The organism is Paenibacillus sp. JT22N12 (genome assembly GCF_056269365.1).
The window spans coordinates 1,299,891-1,316,531 of the sequence record NZ_JBWDNU010000001.1 but is presented as its reverse complement, the minus strand read 5'-3'; the positions used below and the strand labels follow the sequence as shown (position 1 = coordinate 1,316,531).

At 50.0% G+C, this 16,641-nt stretch carries 15 protein-coding genes; 9 read left to right on the top strand and 6 right to left on the bottom strand.

Going from position 1 to position 16,641, the window contains the following annotated elements; translation table 11 throughout:
• Positions 1-80: 80 nt before the first annotated feature.
• Positions 81-2,234, top strand: a complete 2,154-nt coding sequence (locus tag AC0YOA_RS05530; protein ID WP_475785756.1) for a methyl-accepting chemotaxis protein — start codon at positions 81-83, stop codon at positions 2,232-2,234.
• A gap of 217 nt (positions 2,235-2,451) precedes the next feature.
• Here AC0YOA_RS05530 and AC0YOA_RS05525 read toward each other — a convergent pair whose 3' ends face one another.
• Positions 2,452-3,135 (bottom strand): zinc metallopeptidase, encoded by a 684-nt coding sequence (locus AC0YOA_RS05525; protein WP_210045706.1) that lies wholly within the window; start codon positions 3,133-3,135, stop codon positions 2,452-2,454.
• Positions 3,136-3,159: 24 nt separating this feature from the next.
• On the bottom strand, positions 3,160-3,603 hold the full coding sequence (locus tag AC0YOA_RS05520) for a MerR family transcriptional regulator (protein ID WP_475785755.1): 444 nt from the start codon (positions 3,601-3,603) through the stop codon (positions 3,160-3,162).
• Positions 3,604-4,038: 435 nt separating this feature from the next.
• Between AC0YOA_RS05520 and AC0YOA_RS05515 the strand changes: the two genes are divergently transcribed.
• From AC0YOA_RS05515 to AC0YOA_RS05505, 3 genes are read left to right on the top strand one after another with little or no spacing between them, the layout of a single operon-like run.
• On the top strand, positions 4,039-5,409 hold the full coding sequence (locus tag AC0YOA_RS05515; protein WP_475765311.1) for an ammonium transporter: 1,371 nt from the start codon (positions 4,039-4,041) through the stop codon (positions 5,407-5,409).
• Between the two features lie 42 nt (positions 5,410-5,451).
• Positions 5,452-6,522 (top strand): DUF294 nucleotidyltransferase-like domain-containing protein, encoded by a 1,071-nt coding sequence (locus AC0YOA_RS05510; RefSeq protein WP_475785754.1) that lies wholly within the window; start codon positions 5,452-5,454, stop codon positions 6,520-6,522.
• Between the two features lie 20 nt (positions 6,523-6,542).
• Positions 6,543-7,277: an exonuclease domain-containing protein gene (locus tag AC0YOA_RS05505; protein ID WP_210045710.1), complete on the top strand. Its 735-nt coding sequence runs from the start codon at positions 6,543-6,545 to the stop codon at positions 7,275-7,277.
• Here the strand turns inward: AC0YOA_RS05505 and AC0YOA_RS05500 are convergent.
• Positions 7,224-7,748, bottom strand: coding sequence for a M67 family metallopeptidase (locus tag AC0YOA_RS05500; protein ID WP_475785753.1), 525 nt, complete (start codon positions 7,746-7,748; stop codon positions 7,224-7,226). The genes AC0YOA_RS05505 and AC0YOA_RS05500 overlap by 54 nt on opposite strands.
• Positions 7,749-7,834: 86 nt before the next feature.
• Entirely contained in the window at positions 7,835-9,136 is a 1,302-nt protein-coding gene (locus tag AC0YOA_RS05495) for an MFS transporter (protein WP_475785752.1), read from the bottom strand.
• A gap of 178 nt (positions 9,137-9,314) precedes the next feature.
• On the opposite strand from AC0YOA_RS05495, the gene AC0YOA_RS05490 reads away from it, so the two are divergent.
• Positions 9,315-9,878, top strand: a complete 564-nt coding sequence (locus AC0YOA_RS05490) for a TlpA family protein disulfide reductase (protein ID WP_475765319.1) — start codon at positions 9,315-9,317, stop codon at positions 9,876-9,878.
• A gap of 81 nt (positions 9,879-9,959) precedes the next feature.
• Here AC0YOA_RS05490 and cimA read toward each other — a convergent pair whose 3' ends face one another.
• Positions 9,960-11,573 carry a citramalate synthase gene (gene cimA, locus AC0YOA_RS05485; protein WP_475785751.1) on the bottom strand — a complete coding sequence of 538 codons (1,614 nt, stop codon included), beginning with the start codon at positions 11,571-11,573 and terminating at the stop codon, positions 9,960-9,962.
• Between the two features lie 259 nt (positions 11,574-11,832).
• Between cimA and AC0YOA_RS05480 the strand changes: the two genes are divergently transcribed.
• The 3 genes from AC0YOA_RS05480 to AC0YOA_RS05470 all read left to right on the top strand — a co-directional run bounded on the left by AC0YOA_RS05480 (position 11,833) and on the right by AC0YOA_RS05470 (position 15,195).
• Positions 11,833-13,122: a DNA polymerase IV gene (locus tag AC0YOA_RS05480; RefSeq protein WP_475785750.1), complete on the top strand. Its 1,290-nt coding sequence runs from the start codon at positions 11,833-11,835 to the stop codon at positions 13,120-13,122.
• Between the two features lie 120 nt (positions 13,123-13,242).
• Positions 13,243-13,479 (top strand): ferredoxin, encoded by a 237-nt coding sequence (locus AC0YOA_RS05475; protein ID WP_210045714.1) that lies wholly within the window; start codon positions 13,243-13,245, stop codon positions 13,477-13,479.
• A 315-nt stretch (positions 13,480-13,794) separates the two neighbouring features.
• Complete coding sequence (locus AC0YOA_RS05470) at positions 13,795-15,195, top strand: L,D-transpeptidase (RefSeq protein ID WP_475785749.1); 1,401 nt, start codon at positions 13,795-13,797, stop codon at positions 15,193-15,195.
• Here the strand turns inward: AC0YOA_RS05470 and AC0YOA_RS05465 are convergent, their stop codons facing one another.
• Positions 15,196-15,336 carry a hypothetical protein gene (locus AC0YOA_RS05465; protein ID WP_475785748.1) on the bottom strand — a complete coding sequence of 47 codons (141 nt, stop codon included), beginning with the start codon at positions 15,334-15,336 and terminating at the stop codon, positions 15,196-15,198. It lies immediately after the preceding gene.
• 193 nt (positions 15,337-15,529) lie between these two features.
• Between AC0YOA_RS05465 and AC0YOA_RS05460 the strand changes: the two genes are divergently transcribed.
• Positions 15,530-16,624, top strand: coding sequence for a quinone-dependent dihydroorotate dehydrogenase (locus tag AC0YOA_RS05460; RefSeq protein ID WP_475785812.1), 1,095 nt, complete (start codon positions 15,530-15,532; stop codon positions 16,622-16,624).
• The last annotated feature ends 17 nt before the right edge of the window (positions 16,625-16,641 follow it).

Genomic DNA, 16,641 nt, shown 5'->3' with positions numbered 1-16,641 from the left:
ACCATGGCAGCGAACGACTCATTAACACAGACGTACGAGCACAATTGCAAACAAACATTATATCAGGTGGTGTCTGGTCGATGAAATGGACGAACAAGGACAAGAAAGCAAACACGGGCTCAGAAGAAAAGAAAAAGGATGCGAAGGCGCTTTACAGTTCGTCTGTAAAAAGTTTGAAGAACTTTCAATTTACAAGTCCGCTTAAGTCAGTGGGAACCAAGCTGTTTCTAATTATTTTCAGTGCGATTCTGGTATGTGTGCTGTTTGTCGGATTATTTTCTTATTCTACGTCGAAGTCGATAATCAAGAAGAAGGTATCCGAGTCGAGCTCAGTTGCACTCTCTCAATCCAAGGGCAAACTGGATCTTATGTTCGGCAACTATGAAGATTTGACAATGCAAATTATGCTGGACAAATCAGTACAGGAAAACCTGCAGATGCTTGACGCTTCAAAAGAAGCCTATGAGAAATTTGATGCCATGAAAAAACTGACCGATACAATTCAAACCTATGTTATCGGCAACAGTACGATTGTAGGAGCATCAATCATTCCAATCAAGGCAGGAGAAACAAGCATTACGGTTGGCGGAAGCTCGATTAATGCAGAAGAAGCTCAAAAGTCGGATTGGATGCAGCAAATTGTTGACGGGGATGGCAAGCTTATATGGCTGCCAACCAAAGTGAAAGGGTACAGCGGCTCTTTGACAGAGCCTTCGTTTGCGCTTAGCCGAGTGCTGAAAAATACCGTAACCAACCAAGGAAATTATATTGTCGTGGTCGAGATATTCCTGAAACAAATCACCAAACAGATGGAAGATTTGCAGCTCGGCGACAACAGTGAAATTACCATCGTGAGCAGTACAAACAAAATTATCTATAGTGATGATCCGGAACTGCTGGAGAAGGATTCTCTGGTCGTTCTTCCTACGGAAGGGAAGAATGCAGCGGATGGATCGATGCAGGTGGATGATAAGAACGGGAATGAAGTTTTGGCTATGTATCATCAATTCGATACGATGAATTGGAAGCTGCTTGGTACGGTGCCTGTGAAGGAACTGGTAAAAGACGCAGCCGCAATCCGCAACTGGACCTGGATAATTGCCGCAATATCGGCTGTTATTGCCGCTGGTATCGGATTCCTGGTCATCCGTATGGTAGCTATTCCGCTCGGCAGACTCCGCAATTTGATGAATGAAGGCGAGAACGGGAATTTATTTGTACGGTCGAATGTAAAGTCACAGGATGAAATCGGCCAATTATCACAAAGCTTCAATCAAATGATGGCGCAAATCACGACGCTTGTTAATCAAACCACGCAATCAGCGCAGGATGTACTCAGCACTGCCAGCGAATTGACCGATGCGTCGAAGAAAACGGCTGTATCCGCCAAGGAAATTGCGGTAGCGACTGAGGAAATTGCCAATGGGGCCACAAGCCTTGCGATGGAGGCGGAGAAAGGCAGCGACCTGACAACCGAGATCAGCAACCAGATGAAGGAAGTCATGGATGCCAATCAACAGATGGGCACTTCTGCCGCTGAGGTTGAGAATGCCAGTCGCCAAGGGACGGTTTATATGAACAGTCTCATTGAGAAAACGGGCCAAACAGAAGAAATGACCCGATCAATGGTTGAGAAGGTTGATCGTCTCAAAGAAAGCACGTCATCGATTCGCAAGATTCTGGACGTCTTGAACAATATATCCAAACAGACGAATATCCTGTCCCTCAATGCAACCATTGAGGCAGCTCGTGCAGGGGCGGCAGGAAGAGGCTTTATGGTGGTGGCTGACGAAATCCGCAAGCTTGCCGATCAATCCCGCCAATCCATTGATGTGGTTGGACAATTCACCGATACCATCCAGAAAGAAATTGATGAGACCGTCAACGTGCTTTCCGATGCCTATCCGATCTTCCAGGAACAGATTGGTTCCGTTAAAGAAACGAATCAGATTTTCTTAACGGTTCAGAGCCAGATGGGACAGTTCGTTGACCGCCTCAGCTCCGTCACGGAATCGATTATGGTATTGGATCGATCACAGATTGTATTGTCGGAAGCAATGGGAAATGTCAGCGCGGTTGCCGAAGAATCATCTGCAACTTCAGAGGAAGTGGCCTCCCTCAGCAATGAACAGACGAATATCAGCGAAGGGCTTGTCGGACTTTCAGATAAGCTTCAGACTGTCTCGACTGGCTTAAAGGAGACATTATCCCGTTTCCGTACGGAAGAACGATAGAACGAAACTTTATGAGCATTGCCGGGCATGAGAATGCCCGGTTTTTTTTGCGTGGGGATTGCACTTCTCCTCTTAGCCGCATTATTAGTGTGGCAAAGGTATTACTTAGCAGGCTTATGAGGGACTGACGCGGCAAAGGCTAAGAACGCATTTACTGATTCGTATAAAATAAAAGAGGCGGGGATGATTCCCCGCCTCTTAGCTTTCTTTTGCGATATTAATCTCTGCTTTGCGTGAAGATCATAATATATTTCAATAACTCAAGCAGAGAGATGAGCGCGGCTGCAACATAGGTCAATGCAGCGGCGTTCAGCACCTTGGCAACGCCCCGCTCTTCATCGTTTGTAATAAAGCCTTCCGCAATCATCAAGTCCCGTGCTCTGTTGCTGGCATTATACTCAACCGGCAGTGTAATGAGCTGGAAAGCGACGGCGCAGGTGAAGAATATAATCCCCAGGCCGATAAGTCCGCTTGCCTGGAACAGGAATCCGGCAATCAGCATAAAAGGTGCGACTCCGGAAGCGAATCTGACGACCGGGAAGATACGGTGGCGAACGACGAGCATCGGATAATGCTGCTGATGCTGTATGGCATGACCGACCTCGTGACAAGCCACAGAAACGGCCGAGATGGAGTTCTCGTAATAGACGGGCTCCGACAACCGTACAACCCGGTGGATCGGATCGTAGTGATCGGAGAGCCTTCCTGGTACAGGCTCAACAGGCACATCATGCAGGCCGTTCGCATCGAGCATTCTTCTGGCGGCGTCATAGCCGGTCATCCCGCTCATCGTTCTCACCTCAGCCCAGCGGTTAAACGTTCCTTTAACCCGGAACTGAGCCCAAAGCGACAAACCGAAGGCGATGATAATCAGAAAGTCCATGGGATGAAAAAAAAGCATCTGAAGTCCCTCCATTATTTAGTTTTACATTAGTCCGCCTTTATTCAGGAGCAGCACCAATGCCTCTACACAAGCCGCTGTTTGCGGCACAAGCCGTTTGAAGACCTGCTTGGCCTGCTGGGGCTTCATCTGGTTCAAAACCGGCTCAAGCTCCTTTACTTCGCGCTGCAGCTGTTCCAGATGGAGCTGCAGGTCTGTAAGCTTGCTCGAAACCTGCTCTTCGGATGAAACCTTGCGCCATACGTTGATATTTTCTTTGATTTCATCAAGCGAATATTTATCTTTCTTCATTTGTACAATACGTTTGAGGCGAATTAAGGTTTCATCACTGTATAAGCGGTAATTTTTGGCTGAACGCGTCTCTGGCTGAATCAATCCAATCGAAGTATAGAAATCGATTGTGCGAGGGCTGACGTCGGCCAGTTTTGAAAGCATGCCAATACGGTACAAAGATTTTTCCGCCAACATTCTCACCTTCTTTCATTAATTACACGAACACAAGGGATCTGTATAAATGGACAAATTGCCTTCCTATCCAAGCTTACCTTATTAGTATATGATACAGAATCTACAACCATACAGTCAAACGTAATGCTTTCAAAATTGTTAATTGTTTAGAATATGCCTCATAATCCTCACTGATTTTTAAGATTTTACAAACAAATTCTGAGTTGACAAATAAGAGTTTCTAATGGAAAAGGCGAAGGATAAACCCTCTAATAGATGATTTTGGAGTTGAAATTGTGAAAAAACTTAACATTCAGGTCTTTGGAAGTAACGAATGTTTGATTTTTTTGTAGAAATTCGAAAAACCGTATTGTCAAAATGAGCACTTCTGACTATAATGACATTAAGTCTTTCCAAGCATGTCAAGAAACATTACACAATTAGGGAGTGGTCGTCATGGTTAAGAAGTTGGTCTTATCGATTGCTGCGTTATCTTTGGTCTTCCCCGCAATGGCATTTGCGGAGGATCCTACTCCGGCAACGCTGAGTCTGGGAATTAACACGGTCTGGATTCTGGTTGCAGCAGTTCTCGTTATTCTTATGCAAGGCGGCTTCATTCTGCTGGAAGCAGGATCGACCCGGATGAAAAATGCCGGGCACGTAGCAGGTAAAACAATTTTCACAGTAGGTCTTTGTTCCCTGGTATTCTGGGCAGTAGGTTATGGTTTGATCTTCGGAGGAGACAACGTCGATCATGCAATCAATAATTTTATCGGCTCAGGCAATTTCTTCTTTAGCCCATCTGTTGTAGGAGATTCTACCAGTGAAGCTTATCCTTCGAGCGTATTCTTCCTATTCCAATTGGCGTTTGCAGCTATTTCGCTGACCATCGCATGGGGCGGATTCGCGGAACGCGCAAAATTATCAGCATATCTCGTATTCACGATTTTGTTTACTGCATTAATTTATCCTGTTGTCGCTCACTGGATCTGGGGCGGCGGCTGGCTGGCCAAGGACGGCGCACAAGATTATGCCGGTTCGACGGTCGTCCATTTAACAGGTGCGCTTGCAGCTTTCGCAGCAACCGTGCTGCTTAAACCGCGTATCGGAAAATTCAACAAAGACGGTTCCGCTAACGAAATCCTCGGTCATAACCAAGTATTCAGTTCACTTGCTGTGCTGCTTCTATGGGTTGGCTGGTTTGGTTTCAATGCAGGTTCGGCTCTTACAGTCGGCGAAGGATTCTTTGGTTATGTGGCATTCAATACACAACTCGGCGCGGCAGCCGGTGCAGTAGCAGCGCTTCTGATCTCATGGCTGGTTAACGGCAAAGCTGACATCTCTACTATGTTGAACGGTGCGCTTGCCGGACTCGTTGCCATCACAGCATCTTGTGCGTTCGTTGATCCATGGGCAGCAGTTGTTATCGGTCTGGTTGCAGGTGTGCTTGTATTCTACAGTGCAAAATTCTTTGAGAAAATCAAAGTGGACGATCCGATTTATGCCATGTCTGTTCACGGCGCCGCAGGTGTTTGGGGTACGCTGGCTAACGGTATCTTCGCAACAAAAGCACTGGCTGAGCAAGTTGGCGTCGGTGAAGGCGGTTTGATCGATACAGGCAGCTGGCATCAACTGTGGGTTCAATTTGAATCCGTTGTTGTCTGCGGTGCTTATGCGCTCGGCGCATCGTTCCTGCTGCTCGGTATTATGAAGCTTGTTATGGGCTTCCGTGTTACGGAAGAACAAGAGATTATCGGACTTGATCTTTCCGAGCATGGTACTTACGGCTACCCTGAGCAAATGAAAAAAGCTCAACAAAGCCTGTAATCCAAATCATAAGCTTTCATACTGGCCAGGGGAGAGGGATGCATGAGCGATTCGATTTATGCTCAGCTGCTGGCGCTCATCGGCACCGCTGATGATGTGAAGACGCTGCGCGGCTTGCGGGATCAAATCCACGAGCAAATGGAAGCTCTGCTCTCGGAACAAACGGTCGAACAATTTTATACCGATTTAAATGAGGTGCATGACGCTTTTATCAAGCGTGCAATTATCCTCTCGGAAGCGCAAATGGCACGGCTGGGGCATGGAACCCCACCCGTGCTTTACGCTTATTTATTGTTCGGCAGCGGGGGCAGAGAGGAACAGACGTTATCCAGTGATCAGGATAGCGGTATTGTTTACGAAGATCCGGAGGATGAACGCCTTCAGGAGAAAGTATCGCTCTATTTTAAAATATTCTCCGAAACCATAGTCGATTTGCTGCAGCAGCTTGGTTATCCGCCATGTGAAGGCAAAGTTATCAGCTCGAACTCCGAGTGGCGCCAATCACTGACCGAATGGAGGTCCAGATTGAAGGAATGGTTCACGGAACCAAACTGGGAACGCGTAAGATATTTGCTCATCATTGCCGACAGCCGGCTGATTTATGGAGATTCGGAGTTAATGACCGTATTCCAAAATCAATTTTATGCCGATTTGCTGGATAAACCGGCCATCGTGAGAAGCATGCTGAATAACACGATGCGCCACAAAATGCTGGTAGGTGTATTCGGTCAGCTGCTTAAAGAGCAGTATGGAGAGGATGCGGGCAGTCTGGATATCAAATACGGGGCCTACATCCCAATGGTCAATGCCATCCGGCTCATGAGCATCCGCAGCAATATCAGGACAACCTCAACGCTTGAGCGGATTCAGGAACTGCTGCTGAGCGGAGATTTTACGCAGCGGGATGCCGATTTATATTCCGGGGCTTTCCGGTTGGTTCTGCGTATTCGATTAATGACGACAGAGCGACAGGAAGATGGATTGTATGCCAATAATGGCAAGCTTGCAGGCAGCAGAATGACCAAGGAGCTAACCGATGAGCTCAAAATTGCTTTGCGCCTGGGGAAGAAATTGCAGCGGCGAGTTTATAAAGAGACGATGAGCGGGCTATAGGGGAGGCGAAAGGGGATACCATGAAGGAGCAAAAAGGCGTCGGACGGATGTGGCATTTGTATAAAATGGGCGGCATTACGCCGGCGATCGCTTCAATGATGGGTGCTCAAAACGCCCAGCAGATGGCCTTTATACGTTCCATGTCCAAGGAGCAGCGGAAAGAATCCATCCTGGATCAATCACTGAAAGAGATGGAAGTGGTCGTATTTGATTTGGAGACTACGGGCTTCTACCCTGCCAATGGCGATGAGATTCTGTCGGTGGGTGCTGTAACCTTAAGAGGGGAAACCATTCTGGAGGAGCGGTCCTTCTATACACTTGTAAACCCGGGACGCAAAGTTCCCAGACATATAACTGAGCTGACAGGCATTACGAATGAAATGGCGGAGAGCGCGCCGGATTTGATGCAGGTTCTCCATGATTTTATGGAATTTGTGGGTAAAAGAATGCTGATTGCCCATGCCAGCGGCCATGATAGGCAATTTCTGAACGCGGCACTGTGGCGGACCTCCAAGGTAAATCTGACCCATCGGGTGCTGGATACGATGATGGTGGCCAAATGGCTGGAGCCGCGACGAGAAGGCTATGGCCTTGATGAGCTGCTTGAGGATAGCGGCATTCGCATCACGCAGCGGCATCATGCCCTTGAGGATTCCATCATGACCGCGCAGCTGTGGCTTGTTTATTTGAAGCGGATATTCTCACGTAACGTGGTGACACTCGGCGACCTTTATGCCTATCTGAGCAAGCATTAATGGGTAAAGTGAAATTCCGTTAACACCAAAAGCGCTTATGACAGGACATTTCTGCTCCGCCAGCGAAACAATCCAATAGGACGCGGCTTTGCCGTGCTGCAAGCCCCATAGATCCGCATCTGACGGAAGGGGGGGCGAGGCAGGGTGCGAATGATAGAAACCGACAAGTGATTGTCGGTTTTTTTGTATGCTGTACATCGTCTGGATCCATTCATGGGGATCAAAGGAAAAAGCGCTTAATGGTTCCGCTGCAGCATTGCGAATGGGATGGACAGCATCCACGCGGACAATGCCGTCGCTTGTTCCTTGCAAGGGCTCTCTTATGGAGCCTGTGAGGACACCGCATGCCTCGCGGGGGTAAGCTGACAAAGAGGATTCAATTAGTTGAATTCGAGCCTCTCCAGTTATCTGGGCCATGCTTAAGCGGGCAGTGAGCGTAATCCCAGATTGCTGTTTATTCCGCTTGTCCACGCCAATCCGCCTCCTGGTCCTGTTTGAAACCATTATACCGTAGATGGTAGCTTGGCTGAAGCACCGCATATAAGGAATGGAAATGGTTAGCCCCCGGCCTGCTGAGGAGGTTTTACAAACGCCAGAATAAGAAATAAGCCGGCAAGTGAAAGCCCGGAGACGACTCCAAAGAGCAGCGTGTCCGACCGGTCCGCCATCCAGCTGAATATCGGCGGGCCAAAGGCAACGCCCAGAAACCTCAGACTACTATATAATGAAGTAACCATACCGCGATGAGAGCTGTCCACCGAACCGGTAATCAGCGTGTTCAGGCAGGGAAGTAGGAGACCGGTTCCAATGCTGCTCAGGGTGGCGAAGCCGATCAGGGCGTAAATATTATTGTGCAGAAAAGCACAGGCGCCAAGCGCCGCGCACATCAGAGCCAGCCCGATCAGCATCAGCCACCGCATGAGCGTCCCGTTGTTTTTGATTGCACGGCCGGTCAAGTATGCTGTCGCCACCAGGCCAAGCAGCGGGATGGCAAGGACCCCGCCCTTGGCGACACCGTCTATGGAATAAGGCGGCTTTTCCAGCAGATCGGACAACCGGAACAATACTCCGAATAAGATGAACAGGCCGAGGGAGCCGGCGACGAAGGCGGATGTCAGCCATCGTCCCTTTTCACGAAACACCTTGACCGTATCGGAAATATACTGCTTAAGCGTCGAGCTTTCCTTATCGCTGGCTGGTTCCTTGATCATTACCTTGACAGCCAGGAAGGAAGCCGCACAAAAGACAGGAAAGGCAAACAACGGCGCGTACCATATAATGAGAGCAAGCAAGGAACCAAGTATCGGGCTGATCACTTTGCCTGCTCCGTTGGAGGCTTCAATTAAACCCAGAGCCTCGCTCTCTTCGCCATCCTTATACTTGTCTCCGACCAATGCCATGGCAATCGGGGCTGTCCCGGCGGCTCCAATGCCCTGCAAAGCCCTTGCGGCTATCAGGAAACCATATGAATGCATCAGGGCGGCAATGCCCGCTCCGATACCGGCTAGGCCGTATAAGGCGAGGGAAGGGAGCATAACGGCCTTGCGGGAGTAGCGGTCCGATAAAAAACCGGCAGCAGGAATAATGATTCCGGCGGATACCGAGAATAGAGTTATAACCAGACTGGCCTGAAAGCTGGATATATTAAGTTTGGTTTCCATGTCAGGAAGAATCGGCACAAGCATGGAATTGCCCAGAACCAGTACGAGCGGAACTGAGGATAAGGCAGCATATTCCCGCCATTTTCCACTGCCTTTTGGCTTATTGTCAGATGCAGCGCCGCCCTCGGAAGGTGCAAGTTCGGTAGTGCGCATTGGGGTGATGAATTTAGTGGCGGCTCTGGATTTGGTCTTGTTCATGATTGTCTACACTCCCATGGTATCTGTTGTAGTGGTAATGTGCCCCCCGACTTGAGCTTCCATTCTCCAGCATGGTAACATATAGGGAGCTTAAGAATCCGCAGGGCGAGGAAAACACAATAGAAAAGCTCGCCTGGACAGACTGCGGGACGACTTTTTACAGAAGGAAAGAAGGCTTATGATGAGACGGACATGGATATTGCTCACGGTTGTACTTGTGCTGGCAGGAATCGCAGTGTATCAAAATAAAAGCAAGCAAAGTGAAGCTTTGGCTGCGTCGGCAGACATGCTGCCCAAGCCCGGTTTCACCGCGCCAACGCTTGAACTGCCCGATTTGAACGACAATAAAGTTGCGATCGGCGGAAAACAGGACAAGCTGGTTTTAATCAATTTCTGGGCGTCATGGTGTTATCCTTGCGAATTGGAGGCGCCTGACATGGAAGAGCTGTCACAGGCATACGGTGGCCGCGTCGATTTGTATGGCATTAATGCGACAAGCTATGACAAGGAACGGCAGGCGCGCGAATTTGTGGACGAGCAGAAGCTCACCTTCCCGATTCTCATGGACCGTGACGGGAATGCGACGGATCTCTACAAGGTATCGTCTTTTCCGACAAGCTTGTTGATCGATAGTCAAGGGATTGTACGGGAGCGGATTACGGGCGTCATTTCCAGACAGGAATGGCAGGACCGGATTGACAAATGGCTGAAGGTGGAAGATGATCAGAAGGCTGCGGCCTGATAAAAAAAATGGACATGCCGGATGGGTTTGAGACCCGTAGGGCATGTCCATTAATTTGTTTGAGGGTTATAAAACGGTCGTTTAATGGTTCACAAGACCAAGGCTAGCGCGCGGCTGGTCCTGATTGCCATCTACTTTGGCCATATTCATCATGGCATAGCGTATGCTGTCCACGAGTGCTTCCCAGCTGGCTTCAATAACATTGCTCGACACGCCCACCGTGTTCCAGGTGTTTTTGAAATCGGTGGATTCGATAAGCACCCGGACCTTGGCGGCGGTGGCATCCTTCTCATCAATCACGCGCACCTTGTAGTCAGCCAGATGAATGTTGTTGATGCTTGGGTAAAATTGGACCAGCGCTTTGCGGAGCGCATTGTCCAGAGCGTTCACAGGTCCATTGCCTTCGGCAGCGGTGTAGACGGTTTGGCCTTCCACATTAACTTTGACGATGGCTTCTGCGTTCATGCTGCCATTGTTTTTTTCCACAAGCATCTTCAGCGATTCCAGCTTGAACAGTTCTTTCATCTCGCCGAAGGCGTCACGAAGGAGCAGCTCCAGGGAGGCATCGGCTCCCTCAAATTGATAGCCCTGATGCTCCAGTTCCTTGATCCGTTCCATAATCTGTTTTGTTTTCTCGTTATTGGCGTTCACATCAAGACCAAGCTCCTGCGCCTTGGAGATGATATTGCTTTGTCCGGCAAGCTCCGATACGAGAATGCGCTGCTTGTTGCCGACAAGACCCGGCTGAATATGCTCGTAGGTTTTGGAATCCTTCATAATCGCCGATACATGAATGCCGCCTTTATGGGCGAATGCCGCATTTCCTACATAAGGCTGGCCCACCGGCATATGCACATTGGCAATTTCGCTTATGTAGCGGGCTGTGGTCGTTAATGACTCAAGCTGCTCGTCTGCGATACAGCGATAGTCCATTTTGATTTGCAGATTCGGGATGATGGAGCACAGATTGGCATTGCCGCAGCGCTCGCCGTACCCGTTAATCGTGCCTTGAATTTGACGTGCGCCCGCCTGTACGGCCGCAAGCGTATTGGCGACGGCTAGCTCGCAATCGTTATGGGTGTGGATGCCAAGCGGGGCAGTAAGCTCGGCGCGGACGCGGCTGACGATATCGTGAATTTCCGTAGGCAGTGTACCGCCATTGGTATCGCACAGTACAATCCAATCTGCGCCGGCATCCTGAGCCTTGCGCAGCACGGAGAGGGCATACTCCGGATTATTTTTGTATCCATCAAAGAAATGCTCGGCATCAAAAATCGCTTCTACATGATTTCTCTTGAGAAAGGCGAAGGAGTCATAAATCATGGACAAATTTTCTTCAAGTGTTGTTTGGAGTGCGGTATGAACATGGAAATCCCACGATTTGCCGACCAGCGTTGCCGCTGGTACGCCGGATTCCACGATACGCAGCAGATTGCTGTCCTGCTCCGCCACACTGTTCTTGCGCCGCGTGCTCCCGAAAGCGGTTAGTTTGGCATTCAGCTTCAAAGTTTTGACACGCTGGAAAAACTCAATATCCTTGCTGTTGCTTCCAGGATTGCCGCCTTCAATATAATGAACGCCAAGCGTATCGAGCTTCTGGGCGATTTTTAATTTGTCGTCCGCTGACAGGCTGATTCCTTCGCCTTGCGTACCGTCACGCAGCGTCGTATCGAAAACCGAGATAATGTTGGTCATTGCTTGGACGCCCTCCTCTATCCATACTTTGAAAAGTCATAATTTCATATTATAGCATAAGACCTGATGGCTGTCGCTAAACGCGGTCCTGTCGGGATTGTCATTTTAGTAGCGGTTTTTGTGGTATGCTAGAAACAATCGAAGCTTTTACATATTCATATAGGAGGTGCGGAAGCTATGAAGACTTGTTTGGCGTCTATTAGCTTGGAGCAGACGGCACCAGGGCTTGTTTTAAGTCTATGTGCGGTTAAAACCGAATATGAAACAAGCCGGTGAAGATCAGGAAGTCAGAAAAAACCGTATCATCATTCACCTGGATATGAACGCATTTTATTGTTCGGTTCATGAGGCGGAGGAACCAGGCATTTATAAAGGAAAGCCGACGGCAGTTGCCGGCAGTGTAGAGCAGCGCAGAGGGATTATCGTGACGTCCTCCTATACAGCGAGGCAGAAGGGCGTCAAAACCGGAATGACCGTAAGGCAGGGCCTGCAGCTGTGCCCGGAGATGATTCTGATCAAGCCCGATTTTGAACTGTACCGCAAGTACTCACGCGGATTTATGTCGGTTGCCAGTCAATACACGCCGCTCTTGGAAGCAACCTCGATTGATGAATGCTATCTGGACATTACAGGGTCTTCGGCTTTCGGGGAACCGCTCGATATTGCCCGGGATATTCAGCATCGGATCCAAACCGAATGGAATCTGCCCTGCTCAATCGGCGTTGCGCCTAACAAATTGCTCGCCAAAATGGCTTCGGATATGCACAAACCCAATGGGATGACAGTTTTGCGGATACGTGATGTGCCGCGTCTGCTTTGGCATAAGCCTTGTGACTCGCTGTTTGGAATAGGACGCAAAACAGGCGAGAAGCTGAAAAAATTGAATATCCATACAATCGGTCAGCTCGCGGCAGCGGAAGAGGCCATGCTGGTAAAGCATTTCGGTGTGGCAGGCTCCTGGATGAAGTCGGCCGCGCACGGATATGATTATTCTGCGGTGAATGCTGTCAGAGAACGGAATAAATCTATCGGGCATACAACGACACTCCCGCAAGATGTAACCAAGCGGCAGGAGGCGCATCGCATCCTGCTGAATCTGGCCGATCAAACAGCCAGAAGAATGCGCCGCCAGAAGCTGGTGGCGGCCACGATCCAAGTCGTTATCCGCAAACCGGATATGACGACAGTTAACCGCTCGGTAACACTCCATGTTCCGACGGATACAACGGCTGAGATCCATCTTGAAGCCTGCAAGCTGTTCGACAAGCATTGGCGCGAAGGCGACCCCGTACGGCTGCTTGGTGTGACGCTGCAGAATTTGACATCACGGAGTGAGACCGCTATGCAGCTTGATCTTTTCAGCTATGAAGAGCAGCCCCGCAAGGAAGCCCTGACGCGGGCAATGGACCTGCTTCGCGACAAGTTCGGAGAGGATGCGGTGCTTACGGCAGGCATGCTTGGCGATGACCCGTCCGCACTGATCCGGAACAAGCGAATTCGTGGGACATCCTTGCAAACAGACGAGCATATGTTATATAGTGATGAGTAAGGACTGTTCATTACGTTTATATGCAACAATGGTTACGCGCTTACAAAACTAAGCTGATGCATGCCGAACTTTATTGCAGAATTTGTACCTGCATGCATAACACTTTTGGGAGGGTATACGATGTCTAAATTCACTTGGGTTGAAAAAGATACGTGCATTGCTTGCGGAGCATGCGGAGCAACGGCACCGGATATTTATGATTACGACGATGAAGGTCTGGCTGAAGTGATTTTCGATGGTGACGCAAATAAAGGAAATACGGAGATTCCTGAGGATTTATATGATGATTTGCAGGATGCGGCAGACGGCTGCCCTACCGATTCTATCAAAGTCGCAGACGTACCTTTCAACATGTAATACCAAAAGCGTATAGCCTGAGCATAGCGCGTGTAATATGGAAGAGTCCCGTTTCTTGTGCTGACAAGGGCGGGATTCTTTTTTGAAATATAAGAAAGTATAGAATTCCATCAACCTTTGCTTATATTTTGGGGATGTAACTAACTTTGTTGCCTAAAAAGATGGCGAAGCCGGTTCTTCTTACGTTTCGGCTTATTTTTTATTGCTTTTTTGCGCTAATTTATAAAAAAATATTAAATTTAGGGCCGTCCGATTCCAAATCGGGCGGCCTTTTGCCGATATAGTAGTTAGCTCGGATTCCAGGGAGGGATGGCTATGGAGCAGCAGGACGATATGGCGTATTTGAAGCGTTATGTACAAAACCATCCCGATAATCGCATGGCATGGTACCTGTTAGGCAAACAGTATGTAATTGAAGAAAAAGAAGCGAAAGCGAATTATTGCTTTCTCAAGGCAGGCAGCATATATGAAGCATTTGAGCGCAAACAGCATCCGCTTGCCAATGAGCCGCAGCAGCTGATTGCCCAGTGGAACCGCCGCCGGCGCATGAAGCAGCTGGTTATCCGTTCATTGATTGCGCTGCTGCTCCTATTGGGCGCTGTTCTGACTAATCCTTTTGCCGATGGGCCAAGCAGCCGGGATGAACAAGCTGCTGACCAGAGTGCGGCGGTTGATGATTGGCCGGCCGGCTCTGAAGAGAATTCCGGTCCGGATGTCCGGGTGGCATTCGTAAAGCCTGCCGACAGCAGCGGTCTGGGGAAGGCGATGGGCGTACTGATGGAAGGAGGGGAGAAGTCGGCCGATCTCGGACTTGCCGTGATGCTGGAGCAGGACGACAGCTGGCGGAAATGGACGGGCAATACCCGCATGCTGCTGTCAACCAAGCGGCAGGGAGAAGGACAAGCCTTCAATGTCAGTCTTCACGATGCGATAGCCTGTAATTGCCAGCCAAGCGATGCAGCCGGAGCCAAACAGGCTTATGGAAGCTGGAGCAAGCAGCAGGAGCAGCGTTGGACGCTGACCAGCGCGATTGAACAGTACCGGGAGCTGTTTAAACATTGGCCAGACAAGCTTGAGGATATGGTGCGCCCCTATCCGAACAATGTCCTGTCCGGCGAAACTTCATTAATGAGGAAGCTGTTCCCGGATATTCTCCAGAGGCAAAAGGCGGCTTCAGCTGTCCGGGGCGATCCCGCAGGGAACGGATCAGGCGGAGCAGAGTCGAATAGTAATGAAAGGTCAAGTGCGGCGGCACAAATGGTGCTTCCGGATAAACCGCTGTCCATTATCGTCGATCAAGAGAATCACACGCTGGCCGTCGTGAGCGGGGACGTCATCATCCGCAGCTATAACGTGGGTCTCGGCGGTGAGAAGACGCCTTCAGGAAGCTTTTATATCAGCGAGAAGGTCAAGAATCCGAACGGGCGCGATGACGGCGAGTTTGGAAGCAGGGGAATGACGCTGTCCGGAACGCGTTATGCCATTCATGGAACGGATGAGCCTCAAAGCATCGGCAAGGATGAATCGCATGGCTGTGTACGGATGAACAAGGAGGATGTGGAGGAGCTGTTCGATCTTGTGCCACTTGGGACCAAGGTGGAGATCAAGAGCGGGGTTCTGCCTGCAGATGCTCCCAAGCCGGCTGCAGAGCGCTTCAGCTTGCAGCCGATGCAGGATGAAACGAATCCGGAAGTCGTGTACCGCTGGCTGAACTAATTAATTCTCGAATACGAGCAGAAGCGCAACAGCAGCGACGACCACAACGATAACGGCACCGATCCACAGCAGCGCCTTCTTGTTAACCTCTTCTTTTGGTTTGGTTTTTAGAATGGGCGGTTTCTTCTTGGTTTGGCTCATGTGGATCAACCTTTCTCTAATAGGTAATAGGATGTGATCTCATTGTATCCGTTTTCCTGATAGCCCGCAATAACGACAAAGACAGTATAAATGCCCGCTCGTGCTGCTGATGGCCTGAGCCGGGCTCTTTCTTTTTTTAGTTGAACACGTTAAAATGTTGCGTAGAGCTAACATGATGAACGGAGTGAAGAAGTTGTTGTATAAAGTAGCCAAACCAATTCTGTTTCGGATGGATCCGGAAAAAGCCCATCATCTCGTTATAGACGGTCTGCATTCCGCGGGCCGGGTTCCCGGAATCCCGGCTATGATGCGGTCGCTGTACGGAGTCAAGGAATGCCCGGAGCTTGCCATGGATGTATTCGGTCTACATTTCCCCCATCCGGTAGGGCTGGCAGCCGGCCTGGATAAGAACGCGAAAGCGGTGGATATGTTTGCCAATATGGGCTTCGGCTTTGCTGAGGTGGGTACGGTGACCCCCAAAGGACAAGCAGGCAATGAACTCCCCAGACTGTTCCGCCTGCCGCCCGACGAGGCGCTCGTGAACCGGATGGGATTCAATAATGAGGGAACGGCAGCAATGGCGCAGCGGCTCGCTGACGGGAAGAAGAGGAGCATTCCGATTGCCGTCAATATCGGCAAAAATAAATCAACGCCTAATGAGCTGGCGCATGAGGATTACCGCGCCTGCATTAAAGCGTTATATACGTACGGCGATTTCTTCGTTGTCAATATAAGCTCGCCGAATACACCTGACCTTCGCGCCCTGCAGCATGGCGATGAGCTGAGGCTGCTGCTTTCCACCGTTATGGAGGAGATGCGTTCTCAGGCCAAGGCAAACGGCGGGGCCGTGAAGCCGGTGCTGGTCAAGATTGCGCCGGACATGACGAACGAGCAGCTCGCATATACCGTGGAGACCATTGCGGCGAGCGGTGTGAACGGGATTATAGCATCGAATACGACGCTCAGCCGGGAGGGGCTCCGGCATCCGCACGCGAGCGAAACCGGCGGCCTCAGCGGCAGGCCGCTGAAGGAACGCTCCACGGAGGTCATACGCGAAGTGTATAGGCTGACTGGCGGCAAACTGCCCATTATTGGTTCTGGCGGCATCTTTACCGCGGACGATGCATACGATAAAATTCGCGCCGGAGCCAGTTTGGTCGAAATCTATACGGCGTATATTTACCGCGGGCCGGTGCTGCTGCGGGAGCTGACTTATGGAATAAAAGCACTCTTGCACAGAGACGGATATCATACGATCGCCGATGCAGTCGGTGCGGATCATAGATAACAGACAGGAGGCGGCTG

What these genes read in the sequence shown, in the direction of transcription:
- AC0YOA_RS05525 (WP_210045706.1), bottom strand. Translation starts at nt 3,135, where the DNA reads ATGCTTTTTTTTCATCCCATGGACTTTCTGATTATCATCGCCTTCGGT.
- AC0YOA_RS05495 (WP_475785752.1), bottom strand. Translation starts at nt 9,136, where the DNA reads ATGAACAAGACCAAATCCAGAGCCGCCACTAAATTCATCACCCCAATG.
- AC0YOA_RS05520 (WP_475785755.1), bottom strand. Translation starts at nt 3,603, where the DNA reads ATGTTGGCGGAAAAATCTTTGTACCGTATTGGCATGCTTTCAAAACTG.
- AC0YOA_RS05470 (WP_475785749.1), top strand. Translation starts at nt 13,795, where the DNA reads ATGGAGCAGCAGGACGATATGGCGTATTTGAAGCGTTATGTACAAAAC.
- cimA (WP_475785751.1), bottom strand. Translation starts at nt 11,573, where the DNA reads ATGACCAACATTATCTCGGTTTTCGATACGACGCTGCGTGACGGTACG.
- AC0YOA_RS05490 (WP_475765319.1), top strand. Translation starts at nt 9,315, where the DNA reads ATGATGAGACGGACATGGATATTGCTCACGGTTGTACTTGTGCTGGCA.
- AC0YOA_RS05530 (WP_475785756.1), top strand. Translation starts at nt 81, where the DNA reads ATGAAATGGACGAACAAGGACAAGAAAGCAAACACGGGCTCAGAAGAA.
- AC0YOA_RS05475 (WP_210045714.1), top strand. Translation starts at nt 13,243, where the DNA reads ATGTCTAAATTCACTTGGGTTGAAAAAGATACGTGCATTGCTTGCGGA.
- AC0YOA_RS05515 (WP_475765311.1), top strand. Translation starts at nt 4,039, where the DNA reads ATGGTTAAGAAGTTGGTCTTATCGATTGCTGCGTTATCTTTGGTCTTC.
- AC0YOA_RS05510 (WP_475785754.1), top strand. Translation starts at nt 5,452, where the DNA reads ATGAGCGATTCGATTTATGCTCAGCTGCTGGCGCTCATCGGCACCGCT.
- AC0YOA_RS05505 (WP_210045710.1), top strand. Translation starts at nt 6,543, where the DNA reads ATGAAGGAGCAAAAAGGCGTCGGACGGATGTGGCATTTGTATAAAATG.
- AC0YOA_RS05480 (WP_475785750.1), top strand. Translation starts at nt 11,833, where the DNA reads ATGAAACAAGCCGGTGAAGATCAGGAAGTCAGAAAAAACCGTATCATC.
- AC0YOA_RS05465 (WP_475785748.1), bottom strand. Translation starts at nt 15,336, where the DNA reads ATGAGCCAAACCAAGAAGAAACCGCCCATTCTAAAAACCAAACCAAAA.